General features: G+C 69.8%; 21 protein-coding genes. 10 read left to right on the forward strand and 11 right to left on the reverse strand.

The genetic code is table 11. The features are described from left to right. Positions 1-59 precede the first annotated feature (59 nt). Positions 60-734, forward strand: coding sequence for a lysophospholipid acyltransferase family protein (locus tag IEY68_RS18645; RefSeq protein ID WP_058853781.1), 675 nt, complete (start codon positions 60-62; stop codon positions 732-734). 136 nt (positions 735-870) lie between these two features. On the opposite strand, the gene IEY68_RS18650 is transcribed toward IEY68_RS18645, so the two are convergent. After that, complete coding sequence (locus tag IEY68_RS18650) at positions 871-3,039, reverse strand: elongation factor G-like protein EF-G2 (protein ID WP_058853648.1); 2,169 nt, start codon at positions 3,037-3,039, stop codon at positions 871-873. Between the two features lie 263 nt (positions 3,040-3,302). Between IEY68_RS18650 and IEY68_RS18655 the strand changes: the two genes are divergently transcribed. Next, positions 3,303-3,818 carry an MmpS family transport accessory protein gene (locus IEY68_RS18655; protein WP_062998636.1) on the forward strand — a complete coding sequence of 172 codons (516 nt, stop codon included), beginning with the start codon at positions 3,303-3,305 and terminating at the stop codon, positions 3,816-3,818. Positions 3,819-3,973: 155 nt separating this feature from the next. Here IEY68_RS18655 and IEY68_RS18660 read toward each other — a convergent pair whose 3' ends face one another. Next, entirely contained in the window at positions 3,974-5,128 is a 1,155-nt protein-coding gene (locus IEY68_RS18660) for a nuclease-related domain-containing protein (RefSeq protein ID WP_229718870.1), read from the reverse strand. Positions 5,129-5,405: 277 nt separating this feature from the next. On the opposite strand from IEY68_RS18660, the gene IEY68_RS36800 reads away from it, so the two are divergent. Together IEY68_RS36800 and IEY68_RS18665 are read left to right on the forward strand one after the other, a co-directional pair. Then, a complete protein-coding gene (locus IEY68_RS36800; protein WP_267886553.1) occupies positions 5,406-5,534 on the forward strand; it encodes a hypothetical protein in 129 nt (42 codons plus the stop codon). A 188-nt stretch (positions 5,535-5,722) separates the two neighbouring features. Beyond that, entirely contained in the window at positions 5,723-6,184 is a 462-nt protein-coding gene (locus IEY68_RS18665) for a hypothetical protein (protein WP_058853652.1), read from the forward strand. Here IEY68_RS18665 and zapE read toward each other — a convergent pair. Together zapE and IEY68_RS18675 are read right to left on the reverse strand one after the other, a co-directional pair. Next, positions 6,178-7,257: a cell division protein ZapE gene (gene zapE, locus IEY68_RS18670; RefSeq protein WP_199804871.1), complete on the reverse strand. Its 1,080-nt coding sequence runs from the start codon at positions 7,255-7,257 to the stop codon at positions 6,178-6,180. The two genes, IEY68_RS18665 and zapE, sit on opposite strands and share 7 nt — an antisense overlap. A gap of 120 nt (positions 7,258-7,377) precedes the next feature. Then, positions 7,378-8,844 carry a flavin-containing monooxygenase gene (locus IEY68_RS18675; protein ID WP_058853653.1) on the reverse strand — a complete coding sequence of 489 codons (1,467 nt, stop codon included), beginning with the start codon at positions 8,842-8,844 and terminating at the stop codon, positions 7,378-7,380. A gap of 244 nt (positions 8,845-9,088) precedes the next feature. On the opposite strand from IEY68_RS18675, the gene IEY68_RS18680 reads away from it, so the two are divergent. Continuing rightward, a complete protein-coding gene (locus tag IEY68_RS18680) occupies positions 9,089-9,577 on the forward strand; it encodes an FBP domain-containing protein (protein WP_058853783.1) in 489 nt (162 codons plus the stop codon). A gap of 187 nt (positions 9,578-9,764) precedes the next feature. Here the strand turns inward: IEY68_RS18680 and IEY68_RS18685 are convergent, their stop codons facing one another. Continuing rightward, positions 9,765-10,520, reverse strand: a complete 756-nt coding sequence (locus IEY68_RS18685; protein ID WP_058853654.1) for an ankyrin repeat domain-containing protein — start codon at positions 10,518-10,520, stop codon at positions 9,765-9,767. A 166-nt stretch (positions 10,521-10,686) separates the two neighbouring features. Here IEY68_RS18685 and IEY68_RS18690 point away from each other — a divergent pair, with 166 nt between their 5' ends. Then, positions 10,687-11,484, forward strand: coding sequence for a nucleotidyltransferase domain-containing protein (locus IEY68_RS18690; RefSeq protein WP_058853784.1), 798 nt, complete (start codon positions 10,687-10,689; stop codon positions 11,482-11,484). A 118-nt stretch (positions 11,485-11,602) separates the two neighbouring features. Here IEY68_RS18690 and IEY68_RS18695 read toward each other — a convergent pair whose 3' ends face one another. Beyond that, positions 11,603-12,598 (reverse strand): zinc-binding dehydrogenase, encoded by a 996-nt coding sequence (locus tag IEY68_RS18695; RefSeq protein ID WP_058853655.1) that lies wholly within the window; start codon positions 12,596-12,598, stop codon positions 11,603-11,605. A gap of 192 nt (positions 12,599-12,790) precedes the next feature. On the opposite strand from IEY68_RS18695, the gene IEY68_RS18700 reads away from it, so the two are divergent. Continuing rightward, complete coding sequence (locus tag IEY68_RS18700) at positions 12,791-13,837, forward strand: NAD-dependent epimerase/dehydratase family protein (protein WP_373292986.1); 1,047 nt, start codon at positions 12,791-12,793, stop codon at positions 13,835-13,837. An 11-nt stretch (positions 13,838-13,848) separates the two neighbouring features. Here the strand turns inward: IEY68_RS18700 and IEY68_RS36935 are convergent, their stop codons facing one another. The 4 genes from IEY68_RS36935 to IEY68_RS18710 are packed head-to-tail and all read right to left on the reverse strand — an operon-like array spanning position 13,849 to position 16,416. Next, entirely contained in the window at positions 13,849-14,190 is a 342-nt protein-coding gene (locus tag IEY68_RS36935; protein WP_308434978.1) for a sensor histidine kinase, read from the reverse strand. Positions 14,191-14,197: 7 nt separating this feature from the next. Then, positions 14,198-14,857, reverse strand: coding sequence for a histidine kinase dimerization/phospho-acceptor domain-containing protein (locus tag IEY68_RS18705; RefSeq protein ID WP_308434979.1), 660 nt, complete (start codon positions 14,855-14,857; stop codon positions 14,198-14,200). After that, complete coding sequence (locus tag IEY68_RS36805; RefSeq protein ID WP_267886554.1) at positions 14,847-14,972, reverse strand: hypothetical protein; 126 nt, start codon at positions 14,970-14,972, stop codon at positions 14,847-14,849. The genes IEY68_RS18705 and IEY68_RS36805 overlap by 11 nt, the downstream gene beginning before the upstream one ends. A 19-nt stretch (positions 14,973-14,991) precedes the next feature. Further along, entirely contained in the window at positions 14,992-16,416 is a 1,425-nt protein-coding gene (locus IEY68_RS18710; protein ID WP_082681166.1) for a hypothetical protein, read from the reverse strand. Between the two features lie 114 nt (positions 16,417-16,530). Between IEY68_RS18710 and IEY68_RS18715 the strand changes: the two genes are divergently transcribed. The 3 genes from IEY68_RS18715 to IEY68_RS18725 are packed head-to-tail and all read left to right on the forward strand — an operon-like array spanning position 16,531 to position 18,574. After that, positions 16,531-17,202 carry a glycosyltransferase family 2 protein gene (locus tag IEY68_RS18715; protein WP_058853657.1) on the forward strand — a complete coding sequence of 224 codons (672 nt, stop codon included), beginning with the start codon at positions 16,531-16,533 and terminating at the stop codon, positions 17,200-17,202. Next, positions 17,199-17,933, forward strand: a complete 735-nt coding sequence (locus tag IEY68_RS18720; protein WP_082681167.1) for a TIGR04282 family arsenosugar biosynthesis glycosyltransferase — start codon at positions 17,199-17,201, stop codon at positions 17,931-17,933. Before IEY68_RS18715 ends, IEY68_RS18720 begins: the two co-directional genes overlap by 4 nt. Continuing rightward, on the forward strand, positions 17,930-18,574 hold the full coding sequence (locus IEY68_RS18725; RefSeq protein ID WP_058853658.1) for a class I SAM-dependent methyltransferase: 645 nt from the start codon (positions 17,930-17,932) through the stop codon (positions 18,572-18,574). The genes IEY68_RS18720 and IEY68_RS18725 overlap by 4 nt, the downstream gene beginning before the upstream one ends. Positions 18,575-18,588: 14 nt before the next feature. On the opposite strand, the gene IEY68_RS18730 is transcribed toward IEY68_RS18725, so the two are convergent. Continuing rightward, positions 18,589-19,086 carry a nucleoside deaminase gene (locus tag IEY68_RS18730; protein ID WP_058853787.1) on the reverse strand — a complete coding sequence of 166 codons (498 nt, stop codon included), beginning with the start codon at positions 19,084-19,086 and terminating at the stop codon, positions 18,589-18,591. Positions 19,087-19,118 lie beyond the last annotated feature (32 nt).

Genomic DNA, 19,118 nt, shown 5'->3' on the forward strand with positions numbered 1-19,118 from the left:
CGACGATGATGGGTACCGACCGGTGCGGATGCTCACCGGCGGCGAGTTACGGGGTGGAGATGAACGAGAAGGCCGTGCGGCCCAGAGGTCTCGGCAAACGTGCCGGGTTGACCACCGAATTGGTGCGGCGGGTACTGCGGGCGCTGGCGTGGTCGAAGTTCGTGCGTGTCACCGTGATCGGACGTGAACTGGTCCCGCGGACCGGGCCCGTGATCGTAGCGGGCAACCATATCTCCATGCTGGACGCGGTGTTCCTGTGGGGCGCGCTGCGGCGGCGGGCGGTGGCCATCGCCATGGCCGAACTCTGGGCCTGGCCGGTCGTGGGGTGGCTGGTACGGCGACTGGGACAGATCCCGGTGGTGCGCCGCGACAGCGCGTCCGGGCAATCCGCGCTGGCCGCGGGCGAGCAGATCCTGCGGCACGGGGGAGTCCTCATCATCTACCCGGAGGGACGGCTGGTCGCGCCGGGCGAGCGTGAACCGTACAAGCCCGGGGTGGCGAAACTAGCTCTCGCAACCGGTGTCCCGGTGGTGCCGGTGGGTACCACCGGCACCGACGAGGTCATGCCGATGCGGCGGCTGCGGGGCGGACGCCGGGCCTTCGATCGGCGCCGCCGGGTGACGGTCCGCTTCGGAAACCCGCTCGACCCGGCGGAATTCGACGATCCGCAGCAGTTCCTCGATCGGCTGCGGGAGCGGATCGAGGAACTACGCGATGCCCCGGAACCGCGGTGACGGTGACCGGCCGGCCATCGCGGGGGCGCGGACCGTCACCAGGGCACCGGCCCTGTCGGAATCCGGTTCCGCGGCGCGCGGTGACCAGGGCAGTGCTGCTCTCGGTAAGGGGCCGAGTTCGGTCCGGCGGGACGATTCAGGAGCGCGCCCCGGCCGGCCGGTCGCGGACCTTCTCCGCCAACTGGGCCGGCATCGGGTCGTGCCGCAGATACTCGCGGGTGAACTGGGCGACGCCGTGCGTGAGCGACCGTAGCTCCGTGGCGTAGCGCACGAGTTCGGATTCCGGTACCTGGGCGCGGATCAGCGTGCGGCCCGGATCGGCGGGTTCGGTGCCCAGTATCCGGGCCCGGCGTACCGAGAGATCGGTCAGCGCCGCGCCCAGATGATCGTCGGGAACCCGGACCTCTACCAGCGCAATGGGTTCGAGCAGTGCCATCCGGCTGCTGCCCGCCGCGTCACGCAGCGCCAGTGCTCCGGCGGTCTGGAACGCGGCATCGGAGGAGTCGACCGAATGGGCCTTGCCGTCGAGCAAGGTGACGCGTACGTCCACGAGCGGATTGTCACTGGTCACCCCACGTTCGGCCTGCGCCCGCACCCCCTTCTCCACCGAGGCGATGAACTGCCGGGGTACCGCCCCGCCGATCACCTTGTCCACGAATTCGATTCCCGAACCCTCCGCGAGTGGTTCCACCTCGATCTCGCAGACCGCGTACTGACCGTGCCCGCCGGACTGCTTCACATGACGTCCGTGCCCACCGGCCTTTTCCGCGAAGGTCTCGCGCAGCGGGACACGGGTCTCCTCCACATCGACTTCGACACCGAACCGGTTGCGCAACCGTTCCAGTGCGACATCACGTTGCGCTTCCCCCAGCGACCACAGCACCAGTTGATGGGTCCGTTCGTTGTTCTCCACCCGCAGCGCGGGATCCTCCGCGACCAACCGGGCCAGTCCCTGTGGGAGTTTGTCCTCGTCGCTCTTGCCGTGGGCGCGGATAGCGGTGGGCAGTAGTGGTTCCGGCATCGGCCAGGGCTCGATGAGCAGCGGTGAACCGGCGGCGGAGAGCGTATCGCCGGTGCGGGCGTGGCCGAGTTTGGTCACATAGGCGATATCGCCGGCCACCGCCTCGCTCATCGGCCGCTGTTCTTTGCCGAAGGGCGCGGTGACCCCGCCGATACGTTCCTCGTCGTCGTGGTCGGACCCCGGTCCGTGCCCGCGAACGCGGACGGTGTCATCGGCGTGCAGCGTGCCGGCGAACACCCGGACCAGTGACACGCGGCCCACATAAGGGTCCGACGAGGTGCGGACGACCTCGGCGGCCAGGTCTGCCGCCGGATCGCAGTGCAGGGCCACCGGCTCGGCACCGTCGGTCAGCCGCCGCGCCGAGACCGCATGCTCGGCGGGTGCCGGGAATCCCGCGGTCACCAGATCCAGCAATTCGATCGTGCCCAGCCCCTGTCGTCCTTCGCCGGTGGCGGGTGCCGCGAACAGAACCGGGTGGAAACGGCCGCGCGCCACCGCTCGCTCCAGATCCGCCACCAGGGCCGCGAGTTCGATCGGTTCGCCGCCCAGATAGCGATCCATCAGCGTTTCGTCTTCGCTCTCGGCGATGATCCCCTCGATGAGACGCTCCCGCGCCCGCGCGGCGAGCGCCCGATCCGCGTCCGCCGGTTCTGCCCAGGTCCGCTCGCCGCCGGAGTAGTCGGCGACCCGCTGTTCGAGTAGTTCCATCAGGCCGGTGGCCGGCCGGTGCCCGTCGGCGCTCGCGGGCCCGTACACCGGTAGATGCAGCGCCAGCACATTCTCGGTCGATCCGCCGCCGAGCAGCGCCTGACAGGTCTGCCGCATCTCCTCGAAGTCCGCGCGTGCGGTGTCCAGATGGGTGAGCACGATCGCCCGCGGCATTCCCACGCTCGTGCATTCCTCCCAGAGCGCCCGGGTCGCTCCGCCGACGCCTTCCACGCCGTCGGCCGCCGACACCACGAAGAGTGCCGCGTCCGCCGCGCGTAACCCGGCCCGCAGCTCACCGACGAAATCGGCGTATCCAGGGGTGTCGACGAGATTGACCTTCACCCCGGCCCAGTGCACCGGGACCACAGACAATTGCACCGACCGGTGCCGGCGCTGTTCGATCTCGTCGTAGTCCGACAACGAGGTGCCGTCCTCGACCCGGCCGGCCCGGTTCACCGCACCGGCGGCCAGTGCCAGCGCCTCCACCAGGGTGGTCTTACCCGACCCGCTACTTCCGACGAGCACCACGTTGCGGATGTTCCCCGGCCTCGTCTCCCCGTTCGCTCTGACAACCATGGCTCACCGTCCTCGGCAATCGGCACGCGGTCATCTACGAGCTTCCCACCGGCGCGGCCCGCGGTCCACGGTCTCGTGTCCCCATCCGGTCACCTCCGCTCGAGCAGGAGACTCGGCCGGACGGCACAGGGACGCCGATCGCCGGATACGCGACCGGAGAAAGGGCTGTGAACAGGAAATATAGCGATGTAACATTGATCCCATCGAATGTGATCCACCTCCTAGTGGCGCGCGGGGCGTGCCCCCGATCAGAGGAGTTCACATTGGCCGATCCTCCCGGCGAGCAGCGGTACCGTCCCGGGCGACCCGGAGAGTACGCGGGCGGGCCGGACCCGCTCGCCGGATCGTCGTCCGCGCACTACCGTCCCTCGTCGCGAGGGGCGAGATGGTCGTGGGCGGTCGGTGGGGTCACACTGCTGGTCCTCTGCCTCGTCGGAGGTTGTCTCGCGGTCGTCGCGGGGGTATCGGACGAGGTCGGCGACAGATCCGGGCCCGCGGTCACCGTGACCTACCGGGTCGAGGGCACCGGTGACGATGTCTCGATCACCTACCTCGATAACGACCTCGGGATGGCCGGGGAGACGGCCGCCGCACTGCCGTGGCGCCGGGAGGTGACCATCGACGGGTTCGGCACGATGGTCTCGCTGACCGCGATCAACGATGCGGACGGCGGCGAGGTCACCTGCCGGATCCTGGTCGGCGACCGGATCGTCTCCGAACAGACCTCGACCGGTCCGTACGCGTCGGCGGGATGTTCGGGGGACGCCGGAGCGGGGTGAGCGGCCACTCCGAGGTCGGGCGTCGTCCGTGGAAGCCCGATTCCACGCGACCGGCATTGCCGAACCGCGCGGGCTGCCCGCGCCGCGTTGGTGCGGCGGCGCTGCTCGCGCGGAGCGCGGCCGGCAGCGGACACCGCCCATGCCCGGATCGCCGGTCAGCAGTTCGATTGGAACGGATAGCACACTGTGGTGGCCGGGGGCGCGGGCGGCGGGGGCGGTACCCCGGCCCCGGGCGGCGGGGGCGGTGCTTGCGTGATCGAGCTGATCTGGTGCTGGTCGACCGTTTCGCGGGGCTCGGGCTCCCCGCCACCGCCTCGGGCCAGCAGCCACAATCCGCCCCCGATGACGGCGATCGCGGCGAACGCCGCCGCGGTCTGCAGGTGAGTGCGGCGCCGATCGGAAGTGGGTGTCGGGTCCATGTCCGCCGCTGGTTCCGATGCCGGTGCCGAAGGTGGATCGGATGCCGGCGGTGTCGGTCGTGGCGGTGGATCGGATACCGGTCGCGGCGGTGGTTGCGCCGTAGGTTCGTACGCTGCCGGGCCGGGGAGACTACTCGGAGCGTCCTTCGGAACCGGCGGCAGGGCGGGTGCATGGGGTGCGGCGGCCGGTGGCAGCGCCGCAACGGATCTCGCCGCCGGATCCGGTGCGGGCAGCGCGGCCGGGACCGGCAGCGGTTCGACCGCGGGAAGGCTCGAATCGAGCGGGAAACCCTCCTCGGCCAGTTCGGCGATCGTGGTCCGGTCACCGTATTCGAGCGCTTCGATCACCGCGTAGGCCTGCTCCGCGGTCCAGACCACGGCACTGCGGTGATGGGCGCGGTGGAACCAGGCGCGCAGCGGATTCTGGGTATTGCACAGCAGGACATCGCAGCCCGGTGGCGGTGCCGATTTCTTCTCGAGCCGCATGGTCGAACCGCGCGGCGGGACCACGACCACGAGACCGGTGACGAACGCGCTGCCGCCCGCCTGTCCGGCGGCGGCCTTCAGCTTGAACACCCCGTCGCGGACCTGGTCGTAGGGGGTGGTGTCGTTCTCCCGCACACTGACCGGGTCGCCCTCGGATCCGGGAACCTTCCATCGGCTGTTGGTGGTGCACTGCAGGACACTGCCGGTGACCTCGGGATCGACGCCTTTGACCTCGCCGACCACGGTCGTGTACGGGGTGATTATCACCAGGTCCACCTCCTGCCCGGAGATGAAGCAGTTGGTGATCGCGACTCCGGGTACCCGGTAGTCCCCCTCCCATTTCCGGAGCCAGCCGACGACCCGTTTCTCCGCGCCCGATCTGAGCTTATCGGCGATGACGAGCATCCCGATCACCCCTCCCTGTCGCCGGTGATGTGGACACGATATCGGTAGCCGGCCGCCCCGGCGCGAAACCCTTTGGTACAGACGGTGTTCATCCCCGTTGGCTGCTCGCGGCCACGCCTCCTACCAGCACTATCGGCCTCGGCTCTTGCGAGAGCGGCATACCGTACGGTATTCGACTTCATGGAGCGCCGACGGCGGCGGTGCCGATTCGTCGGCCGCGCACCCGCGCCGCGTTCGTACCGCGCCGCAGCGGAACCGAGGCCGCCCGGAGGACCAGATGCTGTTCGACACAACCCCTGAACAGGAGTTCAGTGAACGGGTCCTCGGTATGCCCCGCGAGGCGCGGTCCGATCACGAAGTCGCGTTCCGCGACGTTCCGCGTGGTGGTCGGCGCGGCACCTCGTGACAGGCCGTCCGGCGTGCGGCTCCGGATCGAAGTCCTCGGAGATCGGCCCGGAACGGCGCCGGGTCGCCGGTCCATGTATGCCCGGTCGCCCGATGCCTTGTGGCAAGCCTCGTTCACCGGCCGTAGCGGAGGGGGAACGAGGGAATACGTGGTCTGCGCGGCTGGGGCGCGCACCTTAGGCTCGAACTATGGGACTCGATGTGTACGCCGTCCGGCCCAGCCAGAGCCGGGTGACCGATAGTGGGGCCTTCCGCCGATTGCAGGAGATGTCACCGGCGGAACGCGGCGAGTTCGGATGGCTGCACCCGGCCGAACTGGAGCCGTTCCACGAGTTGCCGCGCGAGTTCGCGACGGGCGGGGTGTTCTGGCCGTCCGACGGTGACCCGACGGGAATCCGGGGGCAGGTCTACGACGAGTGGGTCTCTGATGAATTCGGACTCAGCCTGTACGAACTGTTCGACCCGGAGGATGTGCGGGGACTGCTGCGAAGGCTCGACGACTGGCTCGAGCGGGCGGGGAACGGGGAGGTTACGGTGCCGCTGTTCGGGCACGACAGCGACGACGGGTATGCGCTGTCGAGGGTGCGGTCGCTGGTCGCGTTCCTCCGGGCGACCGCGGCGCAGGAACTCTGGTTGTTTCCGGATTACTGATCGCCCGCGGGGACCGGTGCGGCGGCGCCCGGTAGTAGCGCGAGGCGGCTGGCGGTGCGGTGGATATCGGGTGGCAGGCGGTCACCGGTGAGGCATTCGGCCAGCGGCGCGGCGGCGACCAGGTGCAGGCGGCGGTCGCGGTCGCACAGGACGTCCACGAGGTTGGCGAAACGTTGCGCGGCCTCGCGGTCGGTGGTGGACAGCGGGGGTAGACCGGACAGCGTCCAGTGCCGGAACCGGTCGGCCAGGCGCAGATAGTCGATGGTCGAGTACGGGCCGTCGCAGAGATCGGCGAAATCGAACCAGACGGCGTCACCACGTACCGCCCGGGCGGTTACCGCGCGATCACCGAGGGGGACCGAGCGGCGTTCGGCCGGGGTGGGCGCCACCAGACCGGCTTCCGCCAGCTGAGCGCCGGTACCGGGCCAGAGGAAGCCGCCGCGTTCGAACTCCGCGGCGGGTGTGCCGGGCCGCCGGGTCTGCCGGTAGTCGTGGGGACCGGCGACTTCGACGATATCCAGCGTGTTCTCCAGCGTGGTGGCCAGCGGTTCGATCAGATGATGGAACAGCGGGTTGGGCAGCAGGCCGGCGGGCGGATAGTTGGAGGTGGCGACGAGAGTGATCCGCTGGGCGAAGAGTGAGTCCATGACCTTGGCCATGATCGTGGCATCTCCAGGGTCGTGCACATGGAACTCGTCGAAGCACACCAGCCGGTAGTCGCCGAGCAGTTCCCGGACGGCACGGTCGCATGCTCGTTTCTCGCTGCGGTGGGCGGCGTAGCGGGTGTAGAATTCCCGGAAGAACTCGTGGAAGTGCAGCCGCCGTTTCCGGGTGGCGGGTACGGCGTCGTAGAAGGTGTCGACCAGCCAGCTCTTACCGCGGCCCACCGGGCCCCACACGTACACCCCGCGGGGGGTGTTCCGTACGAAAGATATTCGGCGGCCAGATATTTCGCTGCCCAGCTGTAGCAGGCGGGCGGCGGCATCCCGCTGGGACGGGTCGAGATCGAACCCCGCCGTCCGGGCGGCCGTCTCGAACACCTCCGGCGCCCAACCGTGTTGTGTCGCGATCACCTTCGCCACCTCCTCGGTCCCGGAGGTCAGCCTGGCAGGGCGAGGCCGCCCGGCCCAGAGATCAGGAGCACATGTGAGGATGATCGCGCGGCGGGGCCCGGCGAGGACTTCCGCGCGCGGTTACGCGGCGGGTGTCAGGGTGTAATCCCGCGGATCGAGTTTGCGGACCCGGCGGCGATACCGGGTGACCGTCCCCGGCCAATTGTTGGTGATCTTGCCGGCCGCGTTGCGATACCAGCTGGAACAGAAATTCCACGGGGTGCGTTCGAGGCGTTTCTGCAGCGCGTCGTTGAAGGCACGTTCGGTATCGGCGCGCACCTCGAGGACATGGCCGGGTCTGTCGCCGAGCAGTTGCACCGCCTGCCGGATATAGCGGGACTGCGATTCGATCATGTAGATGATCGACCCGACCCCCAGGTTCGTATTGGGTCCGTAGACCAGGAACAGATTCGGGAAATCGGGGACGGTCATTCCGTAGTAGGCATGCGCGCCCTCGGACCACACCTCGGCGAGCTCGCGTCCGCCCTTGCCGGTGATACGCATCGGCCAGAGGAACTCCGTGCCCTTGAAGCCGGTGCCGTAGATGATCACATCGGCTGCGTGCAGGATGCCGTCGGCGGTCCGCACGCCGTGCGGGGTGATCTCGGTGATTCCCGATGTGGTCACTTCGACATTGGGCTGAGTGAGCGCCGGATAGTAGTCGCTGGAGAACAGGGTGCGTTTGCAGGCGATCGGATAGTCCGGGGTGAGTGCGGCCCGCAGCGCGGGATCGTCGACGTTCTCGCGCAGGTTGCGGGCCGCGATCCGGGAGACGAGACGGCTGATGATCGGCAGTTCCACCAGACCCAGCGAGGAGATCTCGGCGGTCAGCCACCAGCCGAGCCGCTCCACCAGCAACATTCCGGGAATCCGGGCGAACAGCTTGTGCTGGATGGGGGAGTAGTCGGTATCGAATTTGGGCAGCACCCAGGCGGCGGTCCGCTGGAACAGCGTCAGCTGCTCGACCTCCGGCTGGATCTGCGGAACGTATTGGATGGCGCTCGCCCCGGTGCCGATACAGGCGACCCGTTTTCCGGTGAGATCGATATCGTGCTCCCACTGTGCCGAATGGAACGCGGGGCCGGTGAAACTGCCGACCCCCGGGATGGCGGGCAGTTGGGGCCGCGACAGCTGCCCGACCGCGGATATCACCACGTCCGCGGTCCGCTGGCCGCCCTCGGCGGTGTGTACCGTCCAGGTGCCCGCCTGTTCGTCGAACACCGCTTCGGTGACCTCGACGCCGAACTCGATACGGTCGAGCAGACCGTGCCGGTCGGTCACCCCGCGCAGATAGTCGTGGATGGCCGCCTGGCCGGAGTAGCGCTGCGGCCAATCGGGTTTCTGTTCGAAGGAGTAGGAGTACAGCGGTGACGGCACATCACAGGCCGCGCCGGGATAGGTGTTCTCCCGCCACACACCACCGAGGTCTTGGGCTTTCTCCAGGATGGTGATGCGGTCGAAACCGTGCCGGTGTAGTTCGATCGCCATACCGATACCACCGAATCCGGCGCCGATGATCAGGATCGACACCGGGCGTCGCGCGCTCATACACACTCCTGTCGCCAATGTGGCCTCCCTCACTCTAAGGCGGTGACCGAGGTCGGGATCGGCACTTTCGGCCAAACGCCGCGGGCCTGTCGCCGACCCGATCGCGGCGGCGCGGAGCGGCCGCGGTGGCCGCGGAACTCGGTACGGCCCGGCTCGGTGGCACCGGAAAACCGCTTGCCCGGGTACGGCCAGGCCGATAAGTTGTCGCGGTTTGTCCATCCCGATGATCGAAGGAGATACGACCATGGAACCCCTGACCGAACGCGAGATCAGAGCGTCGTTCGTCAATTGCTCGAAAGGCGACGCCAAACGTCTCTCGTTACCCACCGACCTGGCCGACCGCCCCTGGGACGATCTGGACTTCCTGGGCTGGTCCGATCCCGGAGCGCCCGGGCGTGCCTATCTCGTGGTGCCCGAGGAGCAGGGTCCGGCGGGTGTCGCGCTGCGCTACGAAACCTCCGGACCGCGTCGGTCGCAGATGTGCACGATCTGTTCGACCACCCACACCAACGGTGGGGTAGTGCTGATGACCGCCCGTAAGGCGGGTGAAGCCGGACGGCGCGGGAATTCGACCGGGACCTATATCTGTGACGATCTGGCCTGTTCGCTGTACGCCCGCCGGAAGAAGACGCCCGCGATGGGCCGCGCCTATCGCGACGATTTCGATCCCGAGACCCGCATCGTGCAGATCCAGGAGAACGTGACCGCGTTCCTGGCCAGGATTCGCGGCTGATCGTCGCGGACGATACCGCCCGATGAGAAAGAGGTAGTGGCTGTGCGCCGATTCTCGAGACCCCGCCCGGGAAGTGCTCCGGATTCCGCTCTACGCCGAGGGAATCCGGAGCCTCTCGCATCCTCCCCGGCCGAGGCGCCCCGGTCGCGCCGGGCCGCCTCGGTCGGGGAGGACGCGCCCGGGACCGTCATCGCCGGCCCGGTTCGACCGGTCCGGGCCGATGGGCGATATCGCCGAGTAGGTCGGCGATGACCGCGTGCCCGTTCTGCATCGATGTCTCCCCGCTCCCGTAGCGCAGGGTGATCACCTCGGTACCGTCGCCGGCCGGGCGGCGATGAACCGTGAACTCGCGACCGGGCTCACCCCACTGCTCGACGAGAAGTGCGACCGGGTCGGCGGACGCGAGTTCGGTCGCGACGGTCAGGGCAGTACGACCCAGTTCGTCCGTATGGGCCGGGTCGGCGCCGTACGCCAGGAGCGACCGTACGATCCCGTAGCGGCCGCCCCAGGCGGCGATCGTCAGCGGGGTTCCGGGAATATCCGGGTCGGCTCCGGCCGCCAGCAGCAGCTCGACTGTTTCCCGGTGGCCGTTGCGGACCGCCCACAGCAGGGGTGGCGTGCCGGGGCCGAGCTGTTCCGGATGCGGCGGCTCGGGGAGGTCGGGGTCGGCTCCGGCGGCCAGTAGTGCCTCGACGACGCCGATATGGTTCCAGCACGCCGCCGCGCACAGTGGCAGCCCTTCGTCGTCCGCCTCGCCGGGGAGTTGCGGGTCGGCGTCGTAGGCGAGCAGCAGACGCACTATTTCGGTGGAACCGTGTACTGCGGCCCGGTAAAGGGGAGTGGTTCCGTAGTCGTCCGGCTCGTCGGGATCCGCCCCGGCGGCCAGGAGTTCGCGTACCCGGGCCGCGTCTTCCTCGGAAACGGCCGATACCAGATCTGTCACCTGTCCATTAGAGCGACTGCGTCAATCGGATATCCCCGCTCGGGTGGTGCGGGGAAACCACAGCGGACAATGGGTTTAGCCTGTGCGGCATGACCGATCATCTCAACGGCCGGCGGCTGTTCCGGAGCGCCGGACACCTCCCTCGGTGACAGGCGGTGAGCCGGAGGTGTCCGCGCCCGTGATACCGGCCGCGGTTCGGCCCTATCTGGCGGAGCTGGTCCGGCGAGCCCGAACCGTCCACGGAAACCAGCTGCTCAGTGTGTTCGCGGTGGGGTCGCTGGCGCTCGGTGACTACCGGCCCGGGCGTAGCGATATCGATGTGACGGTGATCGTCGCCCCGGACACACCGGAGAAGGCGCTGCACGACCTCGCCGCAGCACTGGCTCATCCGGCTTTTCCGTGTCCCGCCGCCGGGTTGGAATTGGTGGTCTACGACGCGGAATTCGCCGCCTCGGCAACCCCGGAGCCGGGGTATCTGCTGAACCTGAACACCGGCCCGCTGCTGCCCGCGGTCGCGGATTTCGACTCTGCCGGGGCCCCGGCGTTCTGGTATGTGATCGATCGCGCGGTCGCCCGTCAGAGCGGGTTGCCGCTGTTCGGACGCCCGGTGCGGGATGTCCTTGCCGCACCGCGACGGCCCGATCTGCTCACGGCGGTCGCGGCGTCGGTCGACGAGCATGCTGCCGGGGCGGGACATCTCACGGACAACAGGGTGCTCAACGGCTGTCGGGCCGTATTGTTCTGCCGGACCGGTCGATGGGTGACCAAACGGGAAGCCGGACGGGCGATCGCGGCTGCCGAGGAACGGTTCGAGCCGATCGTGGCCGCGGCACTGCGCAGTTTCGAAAGGCCGCGTTCGGAAGCCGTGGCCCTGCCTTGGGTACAGGTGGACGAATTCTCGGCCTGGGTGAGCCGGGCCGTTCGGCGGCCGCCGAGGAACGGCCCGACCACACCCGAGGAGTGAGTGACAGGACAAACGTGTCCAGGTGGCGCGGTGACGTTCTCGGCGGTGGACATTTCGGGTTCGGCGATCCGGCACCGCCGCGTCCACCTGTCAGCTCGCCCGTATCCGGCGACGGGTATCAGACCCGCAGCAGGGTCCGGCCGAGCGCGGTGCGGTCCTCGATGGCCGCGTGGGCGGCGGCGGCGTCGGCCAGCGGGAAGGTCTGCCCGATGACCACCTCGAGTTCCTCGGTGGCGAGCAGTTCGAGGATCTGCGCGGCATAGCGGGCGCGGCTGTCGTTTCCTATGCTCAGGTCATAGAGGCCGAGTACCCGCACACCGCGTTCTCGCGCTTCGTCGGCGGCCGCGCCGGCGAATTCGCCCGCGGCCGCGCCGTATCCGATGAAGAGCGCATCTGCGGGCGTGATCCGCAGGGCGGCGTCGCCCGGTTCGCCGCCGGCGCCGTCGAAGACCACATCGGGTCCCCGGCCCTCTGTCGCGGCCAGTACCTGTTCGGTCCAGCCGGTTTCGGAGTAGTCCACGGCAACCCGGGCGCCCAGCCGCCGGGTGAGGGCGAGTTTCGCGTCGCCGCGGGCGGCCGCGATCACTTGGGCCCCGGCTCGGTGGGCCAATTGGGTGAGCAGGGTTCCGAGTCCGCCGGCGGCGGCAGTGATCAGAACCTGTTGCCCGGGACGGATCCCGGCGCGTTCGAACGCGGCGAATGCGGTGTGGCCGTCGTGCACCACGGCGGTCGCCTGTTCGACCGTGACCCCGTCCGGTATCCGGTTCAACTGATCCGCATCGGCGAGGGCCTGTTCGGCATATCCGCCGATGGGCAGCCCGCGGCCGACGCCGCTGGCCACGGTCCGCGCTGTGACCCGAATGCCCAGAAGTGCGGGATCGACACCCGGTCCCACGGCCGCGACGATCCCGCCGATCGCGCCGCCGGCTACGTACGGCGGTTGTACGGCGAAGAAGTCGGTGCCCCATCCCGACCGCAGCCGGGTATCGAGGAACATCACATCCGCCGCGGCGACCTGCACCAGAACCTGTCCGGCCTCCGGTTCCGGGACCGGTACTTCACGGGGCTCCAGAACGTCCGGTCCGCCGAATTCCTTGACCTCTACAGCCTGCACGATGAATCTCCTCGGGTTTCGACAAGCGGTGACCTCGATCAGTCTGAAACCTTCACATAGGTTCAGGTCAAGTGCGGCTCGTCGAACTGCGGCTTCGGTCCCGGGAGTGTCGTGCCGGCCGGAAACGACGAAATCGTGACATCGGCGTCCGGCTGCCCGGCGCGGCGCCTTCCGGCGGGCAGGATCAGGGGTATGCGAGTACTGCTGACCGGCGCAGCCGGGTTCATCGGTTCCCATATCCGCGCCGGGCTGCGGGCGGGCGGTCACGAGGTGGTGGCGGTCGATCTGATGCTGCCCGCGGCGCACGGCCCCGGCGCGGAACCACCGGAGGGGGTACGGCAGGTGGATATTCGCGCGGCCGGCGGGCTCGACCCGCTGCTACGCGGTGTCGACGTGGTGTGTCATCAGGCCGCCGTGGTGGGTGCCGGCGTCGACACCCAGGACGCCCCCGCCTACGCCGGGCACAACGATTACGGCACCGCGGTACTGCTGGCCGCGATGGAGCGGGCCGGATGCGCCCGCCTGGTCCTGGCGTCGTCGATGGTGGTGTACGGCGAAGGGCTCTACCGGGGCCCGGACGGGATCGTCGCGATCACGGGCCGCCGCGGCGAGGATCTGGCCGCCGGCCGGTTCGAACACCGGTACAACGATGCGGATCTCGCCTGGGCGCCGGTCCCCGAGGACACGCCGTCCCGGCCGCGGAGCCTGTACGCGGCGAGCAAGGTGGCGCAGGAGAACTACGCCACCGCCTGGGCCGCCGCGACCGGCGGCGCGGTCACCGCGCTGCGCTACCACAATGTCTACGGCCCCGGAATGCCCAGGGATACGCCGTATTCCGGGGTGGCGGCTATTTTCCGGTCGGCCCTGGCGGCGGGCCGGCCGCCGCAGGTCTACGAAGACGGTCGTCAGGCCCGGGATTTCGTGCATGTCACCGATATCGCCGCGGCGAACATCGCCGCGATCGAGGCCGCGTTGCCCGGATTCGTGCCGTTGAACATCTGTTCGGGACATCCGGTCACCATCGGTGCGGTCGCCCGGACTCTGGCCGCCGCGCACGGCGGTCCGGACCCGGTGATCACCGGTGCCGTGCGAGCCGGGGATGTGCGCCATATCGTCGCCGACCCGGCGCGGGCCCGGCAGGTGCTCGGGTTCACCGCGCGGATCGCACCCGCCGACGGCCTCGTGGAATTCGCGTCCGCGCCCCTGCGCCCGACAGCGGCCGGCGCCACGATCGGATGAGCCCACGGTCGCTATCCGGAATCGGCCGGTAGCCGGATCTCGAAGCGGCAGCCGGCCCCCCGGTCGGTCGCCGTGATCGCCCCCCGGTGTGCCTGCATCAGACCGGCGGCGATGGCCGGGCCCATACCTCTCCCGGTCAGGACACTGTTGTCCGCCACTGGTGGGCGGGCGGCCGTGCTCCGGTAGGTCGCTTCGAGGAGATGGGACAGATAGGTGGCCGTCGTCCGGGGTCCGGAGTCGTCGACCCGCGTCCGGACCTGTTGGCCACTCTGCCCGGCGGTGATCACCACCTCGCCACCCGGTGGCGTATGCGCGATGGCATTGGACACCAGATTGGCCAGGACCCGGCTCAACGCCTGATCATCGGGCGGTGAGGGGCAGCGGCGCGGCGGACCGGCGTGCGGTGGATCCGATCTCGGCGTGAGGGCCGGCGTAGCTCTCGTCGATGAGTTCGCGCAGGTCGGGCGATTCGAAACCGGGCCGCGCGCCCGCCGAGATCTCGGACATCTCGAAGAGGTCGTCGACCATCCGGGACAGCCGCCCGGTCTCCCGGCCGATCCGCTCGGCGTACCGGGCGAGATCGGCCGGGTCGGCCACCACGCCGGCGCCGAGTGCCTCGGTCATCGCCCGGATCCCGGCGAGCGGGGTGCGCAGATCGTGACTCACCCAGGCCACGAGTTCCCGGCGGGACCGGTCGGCGGCGCGTTCCTGCTCGCGAACCCATCTCTCCCGCAACGTCTTACGGGACCGCTCCCGGCCCAAGAGGGCGGCGGCCGGCACCGTAACGGCGGTGACCAGCAGCAGGACGACGGATGTACGCCGGAACTCGGTGGTGAGCATCCATCCGCTCACCCCGGTGATCCCGGCCAGGGTCGCCAGGATCGGAACGAGGACCAGTACCGCCGCGCTCACGGCGAGCGAACGGTTGCGCAGCGCCCACAGGACCGAGGCGCCCACCACCACTACCGGCAGTGAACAGGCCAGGGTGTAGCCGATGATCTCCAGCAGGTCATCGGGCATCGGCGCGCTCCGCGGTGATCACGGACGGCCCCCAGGCGTCGCCGCGCCCCCGGACGGTTTCGATGCGGTGCCGGGCGTGGTGCACCGCGTCCCGGACCACGGGATCGTCTGCCACGAGTATGCACATGGATACCTCACCAATTCGTCATCAGCAGATGGACCAGGAGCAGGGCCCCGGCGGCCTGGATCGTGAGCCAGGGGCGAATATGTGCACGCGGCAGGAATGCGGTCGCCGCGAGCAGCCACATATCGAACGGCAACCAGATCCGTTCGGTCTCCGCCTTGCTCAACCCGCTGAGGTCGGCGGCGGCGACGGCGCATACGGCGGCGGCGACCAGCAGCGCGGCCGGGTCGAGCGCACGCAACCGGGACGGCGCCAGCGCCCGGGACAGGGCCGCCGCGGTCGCGAGTCCGACCGCGCAGATCGTGGCGGCGAGATTGCCCCACCACCAGTACCCGTCGGGGCGAGTAGCGGCGATCCCCTGGTAGTAGCGCTCGACCACCAGGTGATAGCCGTCGAACCACCAGAAACCGGCGGCGGCGAATCCGGCCACCACGAGCATCGCGCCCAGTGCAGCGGGGAGCAGCGGGCGTACGGTCCGGGCGCCGATCAGCACGGCGACGGCGAGAACACCCATCAGGATCAGGCCGTAGTTCAGGTAGATCCCGAAGCCGAACAGCATCCCTGCCGCGAACGCGACCGGCACCGCGGCCTGCCGGGTGGCGACGGGCCCGGATCCCGGAACCGGCGGCCGGTCGACCGCGGGTCCCGGTGTGCTCCCGGTGACGCGAGCGGACTCGGCGCGTGCGGAAAGGGCGAGCAGCGCCACCGCCCATGCGGTGACACCGGCGAAGAAGGCGTCGGCGGAGACCGCGATCCAGATCGCCGCGGGGGCGAGCACGAGGAAGGGCAGTGCGGTCCGCGCGTGCTCCTCGGCGCCGAGGGCGCGCAACGCGACCGCGACCGCGATCGGCGCACTGCATCCGGCCAGCACACAGACGATTCCCGCCCAGGTGGGCCCCCCGAGGCCGATCCGGTCGAGCAGGACGAAGAACAGCAGGGCGCCGGGCGGGTGGCCCGAGACATGTGTGGTCCAGGAATCCGGTTGCCCGTCGACGATCCGGTCGGCGAACGAGCGCAGCATCACCGGGATATCGGTGACACCGGGCACTTCGGCGAGATACTCGTGACCATCCGCGAGCCGCGCGGTGAACCCCCGCCGCCACCCGTCCACCAACGCCAGCGTGAGAGTCCACGCCACCGCGGTGAGATAACCGACGGTGAGCAGCCGGCGCCAGGGCAGCCGGTCGGCGAGCGCCGGGCCCCGCACGATCACGGCCGCGGCGAGGGCAAGGGCGGGGAGGGTGCCCCAGCCGATATGCGGCGACCAGTGGCCGAAAACGGGGGCGGCGGCGGCGAACAGACTGCGTCGCCACGATTCGCTCGCCAGTTGCGGAACGGCGAACGCCACTGCCACCAGAAGTGCGGCGGCCGCGGCGCCGAGCAGTTCGCCCCGGACCCGGCTGCGGGGGGCGGTGATCTCGATCGACTCCGGCACAGAGGCCACCCTAGGCCGATCCGTACCGACAAAAGCGTATTCACCAGGTAACTCGGACACGACGTCATGGTTTTGTCACAGGTTTTCCGACGGTTCGGGCTTAGCGTTGCACCCATGCCGACAGAGCACCGTGAACCGGCCGGTGTCACCGTGGTGATCCCGTGCCGGAACGAAGCCGAAGCGTTGCCGGCGGTCCTGGCCGCGCTACCGGCCGGATATCAGCCGATCGTGGTCGACAACGGGTCGACCGACGATACCGCCGCCGTCGCGACCGGATACGGCGCCCGCGTGGTCACCGAACCGCGACCCGGATACGGGGCCGCGGTGCAGGCCGGTATCGCCGCGGCCCGTACCGAACTCGTCGCCGTCCTGGACGGCGACGGATCGATGGATCCGGGGGAGCTGCCCCGGCTGGTGGCCGAGATCCGCGCCGGCGCCGATCTCGCGGTGGGCCGTCGCCGTCCGGTGAGCGGCGGAATCTGGCCGTGGCACACCCGGCTCGGCAATCGTGTCGTCGCGCGCCGGCTGCGCCACCGCTACGGGCTACCGGTGCACGATATCGGCGCGATGCGGGTCGCGCCGCGGCGGCGGCTGGAATCGCTGGGCCGGTTACACGATCGTTTCGGCTACCCCCTGGAGTTGCTCGTCCGCGCCGCCGCCGCGGGATGGGACGTCCGGGAGGTCGATATCAGTTATCGGGCGCGGGCCGGTGGACGATCGAAGGTATCCGGGTCGGCACGGGGGTCGCTGCGGGCCACCCGCGATTTCCTGGCGGTCCTGCGATGAGCCGAGTCCGGGATTCGCCCGCCGATGGCGGGGACACCACGGATCCAGCGGATGCCGAGCGGGTGCCGGTGGCGCTACTGGTGGTTGCCAAGGCACCGGTCGCCGGGTATGCCAAGACCAGGCTGACCCCGCCGCTGACGCCGGTGCAGGCGGCCCGGCTGGCGGCCGCCGCACTGCTGGACACACTCGACGCGGCAGGCGCATGTCCCGTCGCCCACCGTGCGGTCGCGTTCACCGGCGACCTGGACGCTGCCGAGCGCGGCAGTGAGATAGCGGGGAAACTGGCGGAATTCGAGGTGATCGCGCAGCGCGGCCCGGGTTTCGCGGTACGGCTGGCGAACGCGCACGCCGATACCGCGCGTGCGGGTCTGCCCGTGTTGCAGATCGGGATGGACACCCCGCAGGTGAGTACCCAGGTGCTCACCGAGGCGGCCCGGGCGCTGGCCGCGGGGGCCGACGCGGTGCTCGGGCCGGCCACCGACGGCGGCTGGTGGGCGCTGGGTCTGCCCGATCCGCGGGCCGCCCGCCTCCTCACGGAGGTGCCGATGTCCACCGCGCGCACCGGCGATCGGACCCGGGCAGTCCTACGCGCGTACGGATATCGGGTCGCGGCCCTACCGGCCTTCACCGATGTCGACCACTATGCCGACGCCCTGCGGGTCGCCGCCGACTGCTCCGGGCGGTTCGCCGCGGAAGTAGCGGCTCTGGGCGCGCCGCGGGTCGCGCGGTGATCGGCCGGTTCGATCCGGCCCTGACCGGCCGCGACTGCTGGATCCGGTCCGCCGACGGCGACCGCACCCGGTTACCGACCCGCCGCTGGCTCGGCGGTGCCCGGATCACCGCCGCGGACCGGCATGTGGACTCGGCCCTGGTCGGTTGCTGCGACGGCCCGACGGTCGATCTGGGATGCGGGCCGGGACGGCTGGTGGAGGCATTGTGCCGCCGAGGTGTCATCGCGCTCGGTGTCGACATCTCACCCACCGCGATCGCGGTCACCCGCCATCGCGGCGCACCGGCCGTGGCCCGCGATATCTTCGGCCCGCTACCCGGCGACGGCCGCTGGCACTACGCACTACTCGCCGACGGGAATATCGGTATCGGGGGCGATCCGCATCGCATCCTGCGCCGCGTCTGCGGACTGCTCCGCCCGGGTGGCCTGGCCGTCGTCGAATTCTCCTGCCCCGGAACGGGTATCTGTGTCCGGCAGATCCGGCTCGAAACCCGCACCGAGGCCGGGGACTGGTTTCCCTGGGCGGAGGCGGGTATCGATCACGCGGCCGGGCTGGCGGGTGAGACCGGATTCGATCTGCTCACCACCGCGGATATCTCGGGGCGTCATCTCGCCTGGTTACGCAGTGACGTGCGCCGGTGAGCCCCGCCCGGAGTTCAGGCGGGAGCGTGCCCGTCCGGAGCGAAACACCGTTGATAGAGAGCGCGCATCTCCGGTTCGAACTCGCGAACCGGGCCCTCGGCGACCACACCGGGGACGACCTGTTCGATCGGCAGGGCCGCCACCGGCCCGGGCGGCGCGCCCCATTCGCGCAGCCATCCGGTGAGCTGACCGGTCGAGGTGGCGAACACGATGCGGCCGAGCCCGACCCAGCCGTGGGCCGCCGAACACATCGGGCAGTGTTCCCCCGAGGTGTACACCGTCGCCGCGGCGCGGTCGGCCGGGCTGAGGTGGGCGACCGCCCAGCGGCAGATCTCGAATTCCGGGTGCCGGGTGGTATCACCGCCGGCCACCCGGTTGCGGTCTTCGAACAGCACCGCTCCGGTCGCGGAGACCAGTAGCGAGCCGAACGGCTGGTCGCCGGCCGTCAGTGCCGCACGCGCGAGTTCGACACAGCGGCGCAGATGATCCACATCGTGCGAGGAAATCGTCATGGGCCCATCCTCGCCGATACCGGTCCGTACCT

The organism is Nocardia jinanensis, assembly GCF_014645735.1.
In the GTDB taxonomy this organism is placed as follows: Bacteria; Actinomycetota; Actinomycetes; order Mycobacteriales; family Mycobacteriaceae; genus Nocardia; species Nocardia jinanensis.

Excerpts from the sequence above, each read along its gene's own strand:
- IEY68_RS18650 (WP_058853648.1), bottom strand. The coding sequence starts at position 3,039 with ATGGTTGTCAGAGCGAACGGGGAGACGAGGCCGGGGAACATCCGCAAC.
- IEY68_RS18720 (WP_082681167.1), top strand. The coding sequence starts at position 17,199 with ATGAGCCGAGTCCGGGATTCGCCCGCCGATGGCGGGGACACCACGGAT.
- IEY68_RS18680 (WP_058853783.1), top strand. The coding sequence starts at position 9,089 with ATGGAACCCCTGACCGAACGCGAGATCAGAGCGTCGTTCGTCAATTGC.
- IEY68_RS18675 (WP_058853653.1), bottom strand. The coding sequence starts at position 8,844 with ATGAGCGCGCGACGCCCGGTGTCGATCCTGATCATCGGCGCCGGATTC.
- IEY68_RS18700 (WP_373292986.1), top strand. The coding sequence starts at position 12,791 with ATGCGAGTACTGCTGACCGGCGCAGCCGGGTTCATCGGTTCCCATATC.
- IEY68_RS18645 (WP_058853781.1), top strand. The coding sequence starts at position 60 with ATGAACGAGAAGGCCGTGCGGCCCAGAGGTCTCGGCAAACGTGCCGGG.
- IEY68_RS18705 (WP_308434979.1), bottom strand. The coding sequence starts at position 14,857 with ATGCCCGATGACCTGCTGGAGATCATCGGCTACACCCTGGCCTGTTCA.
- IEY68_RS18715 (WP_058853657.1), top strand. The coding sequence starts at position 16,531 with ATGCCGACAGAGCACCGTGAACCGGCCGGTGTCACCGTGGTGATCCCG.
- IEY68_RS18730 (WP_058853787.1), bottom strand. The coding sequence starts at position 19,086 with ATGACGATTTCCTCGCACGATGTGGATCATCTGCGCCGCTGTGTCGAA.
- IEY68_RS18665 (WP_058853652.1), top strand. The coding sequence starts at position 5,723 with ATGGGACTCGATGTGTACGCCGTCCGGCCCAGCCAGAGCCGGGTGACC.
- IEY68_RS18660 (WP_229718870.1), bottom strand. The coding sequence starts at position 5,128 with ATGCTCGTCATCGCCGATAAGCTCAGATCGGGCGCGGAGAAACGGGTC.
- IEY68_RS36800 (WP_267886553.1), top strand. The coding sequence starts at position 5,406 with ATGCTGTTCGACACAACCCCTGAACAGGAGTTCAGTGAACGGGTCCTC.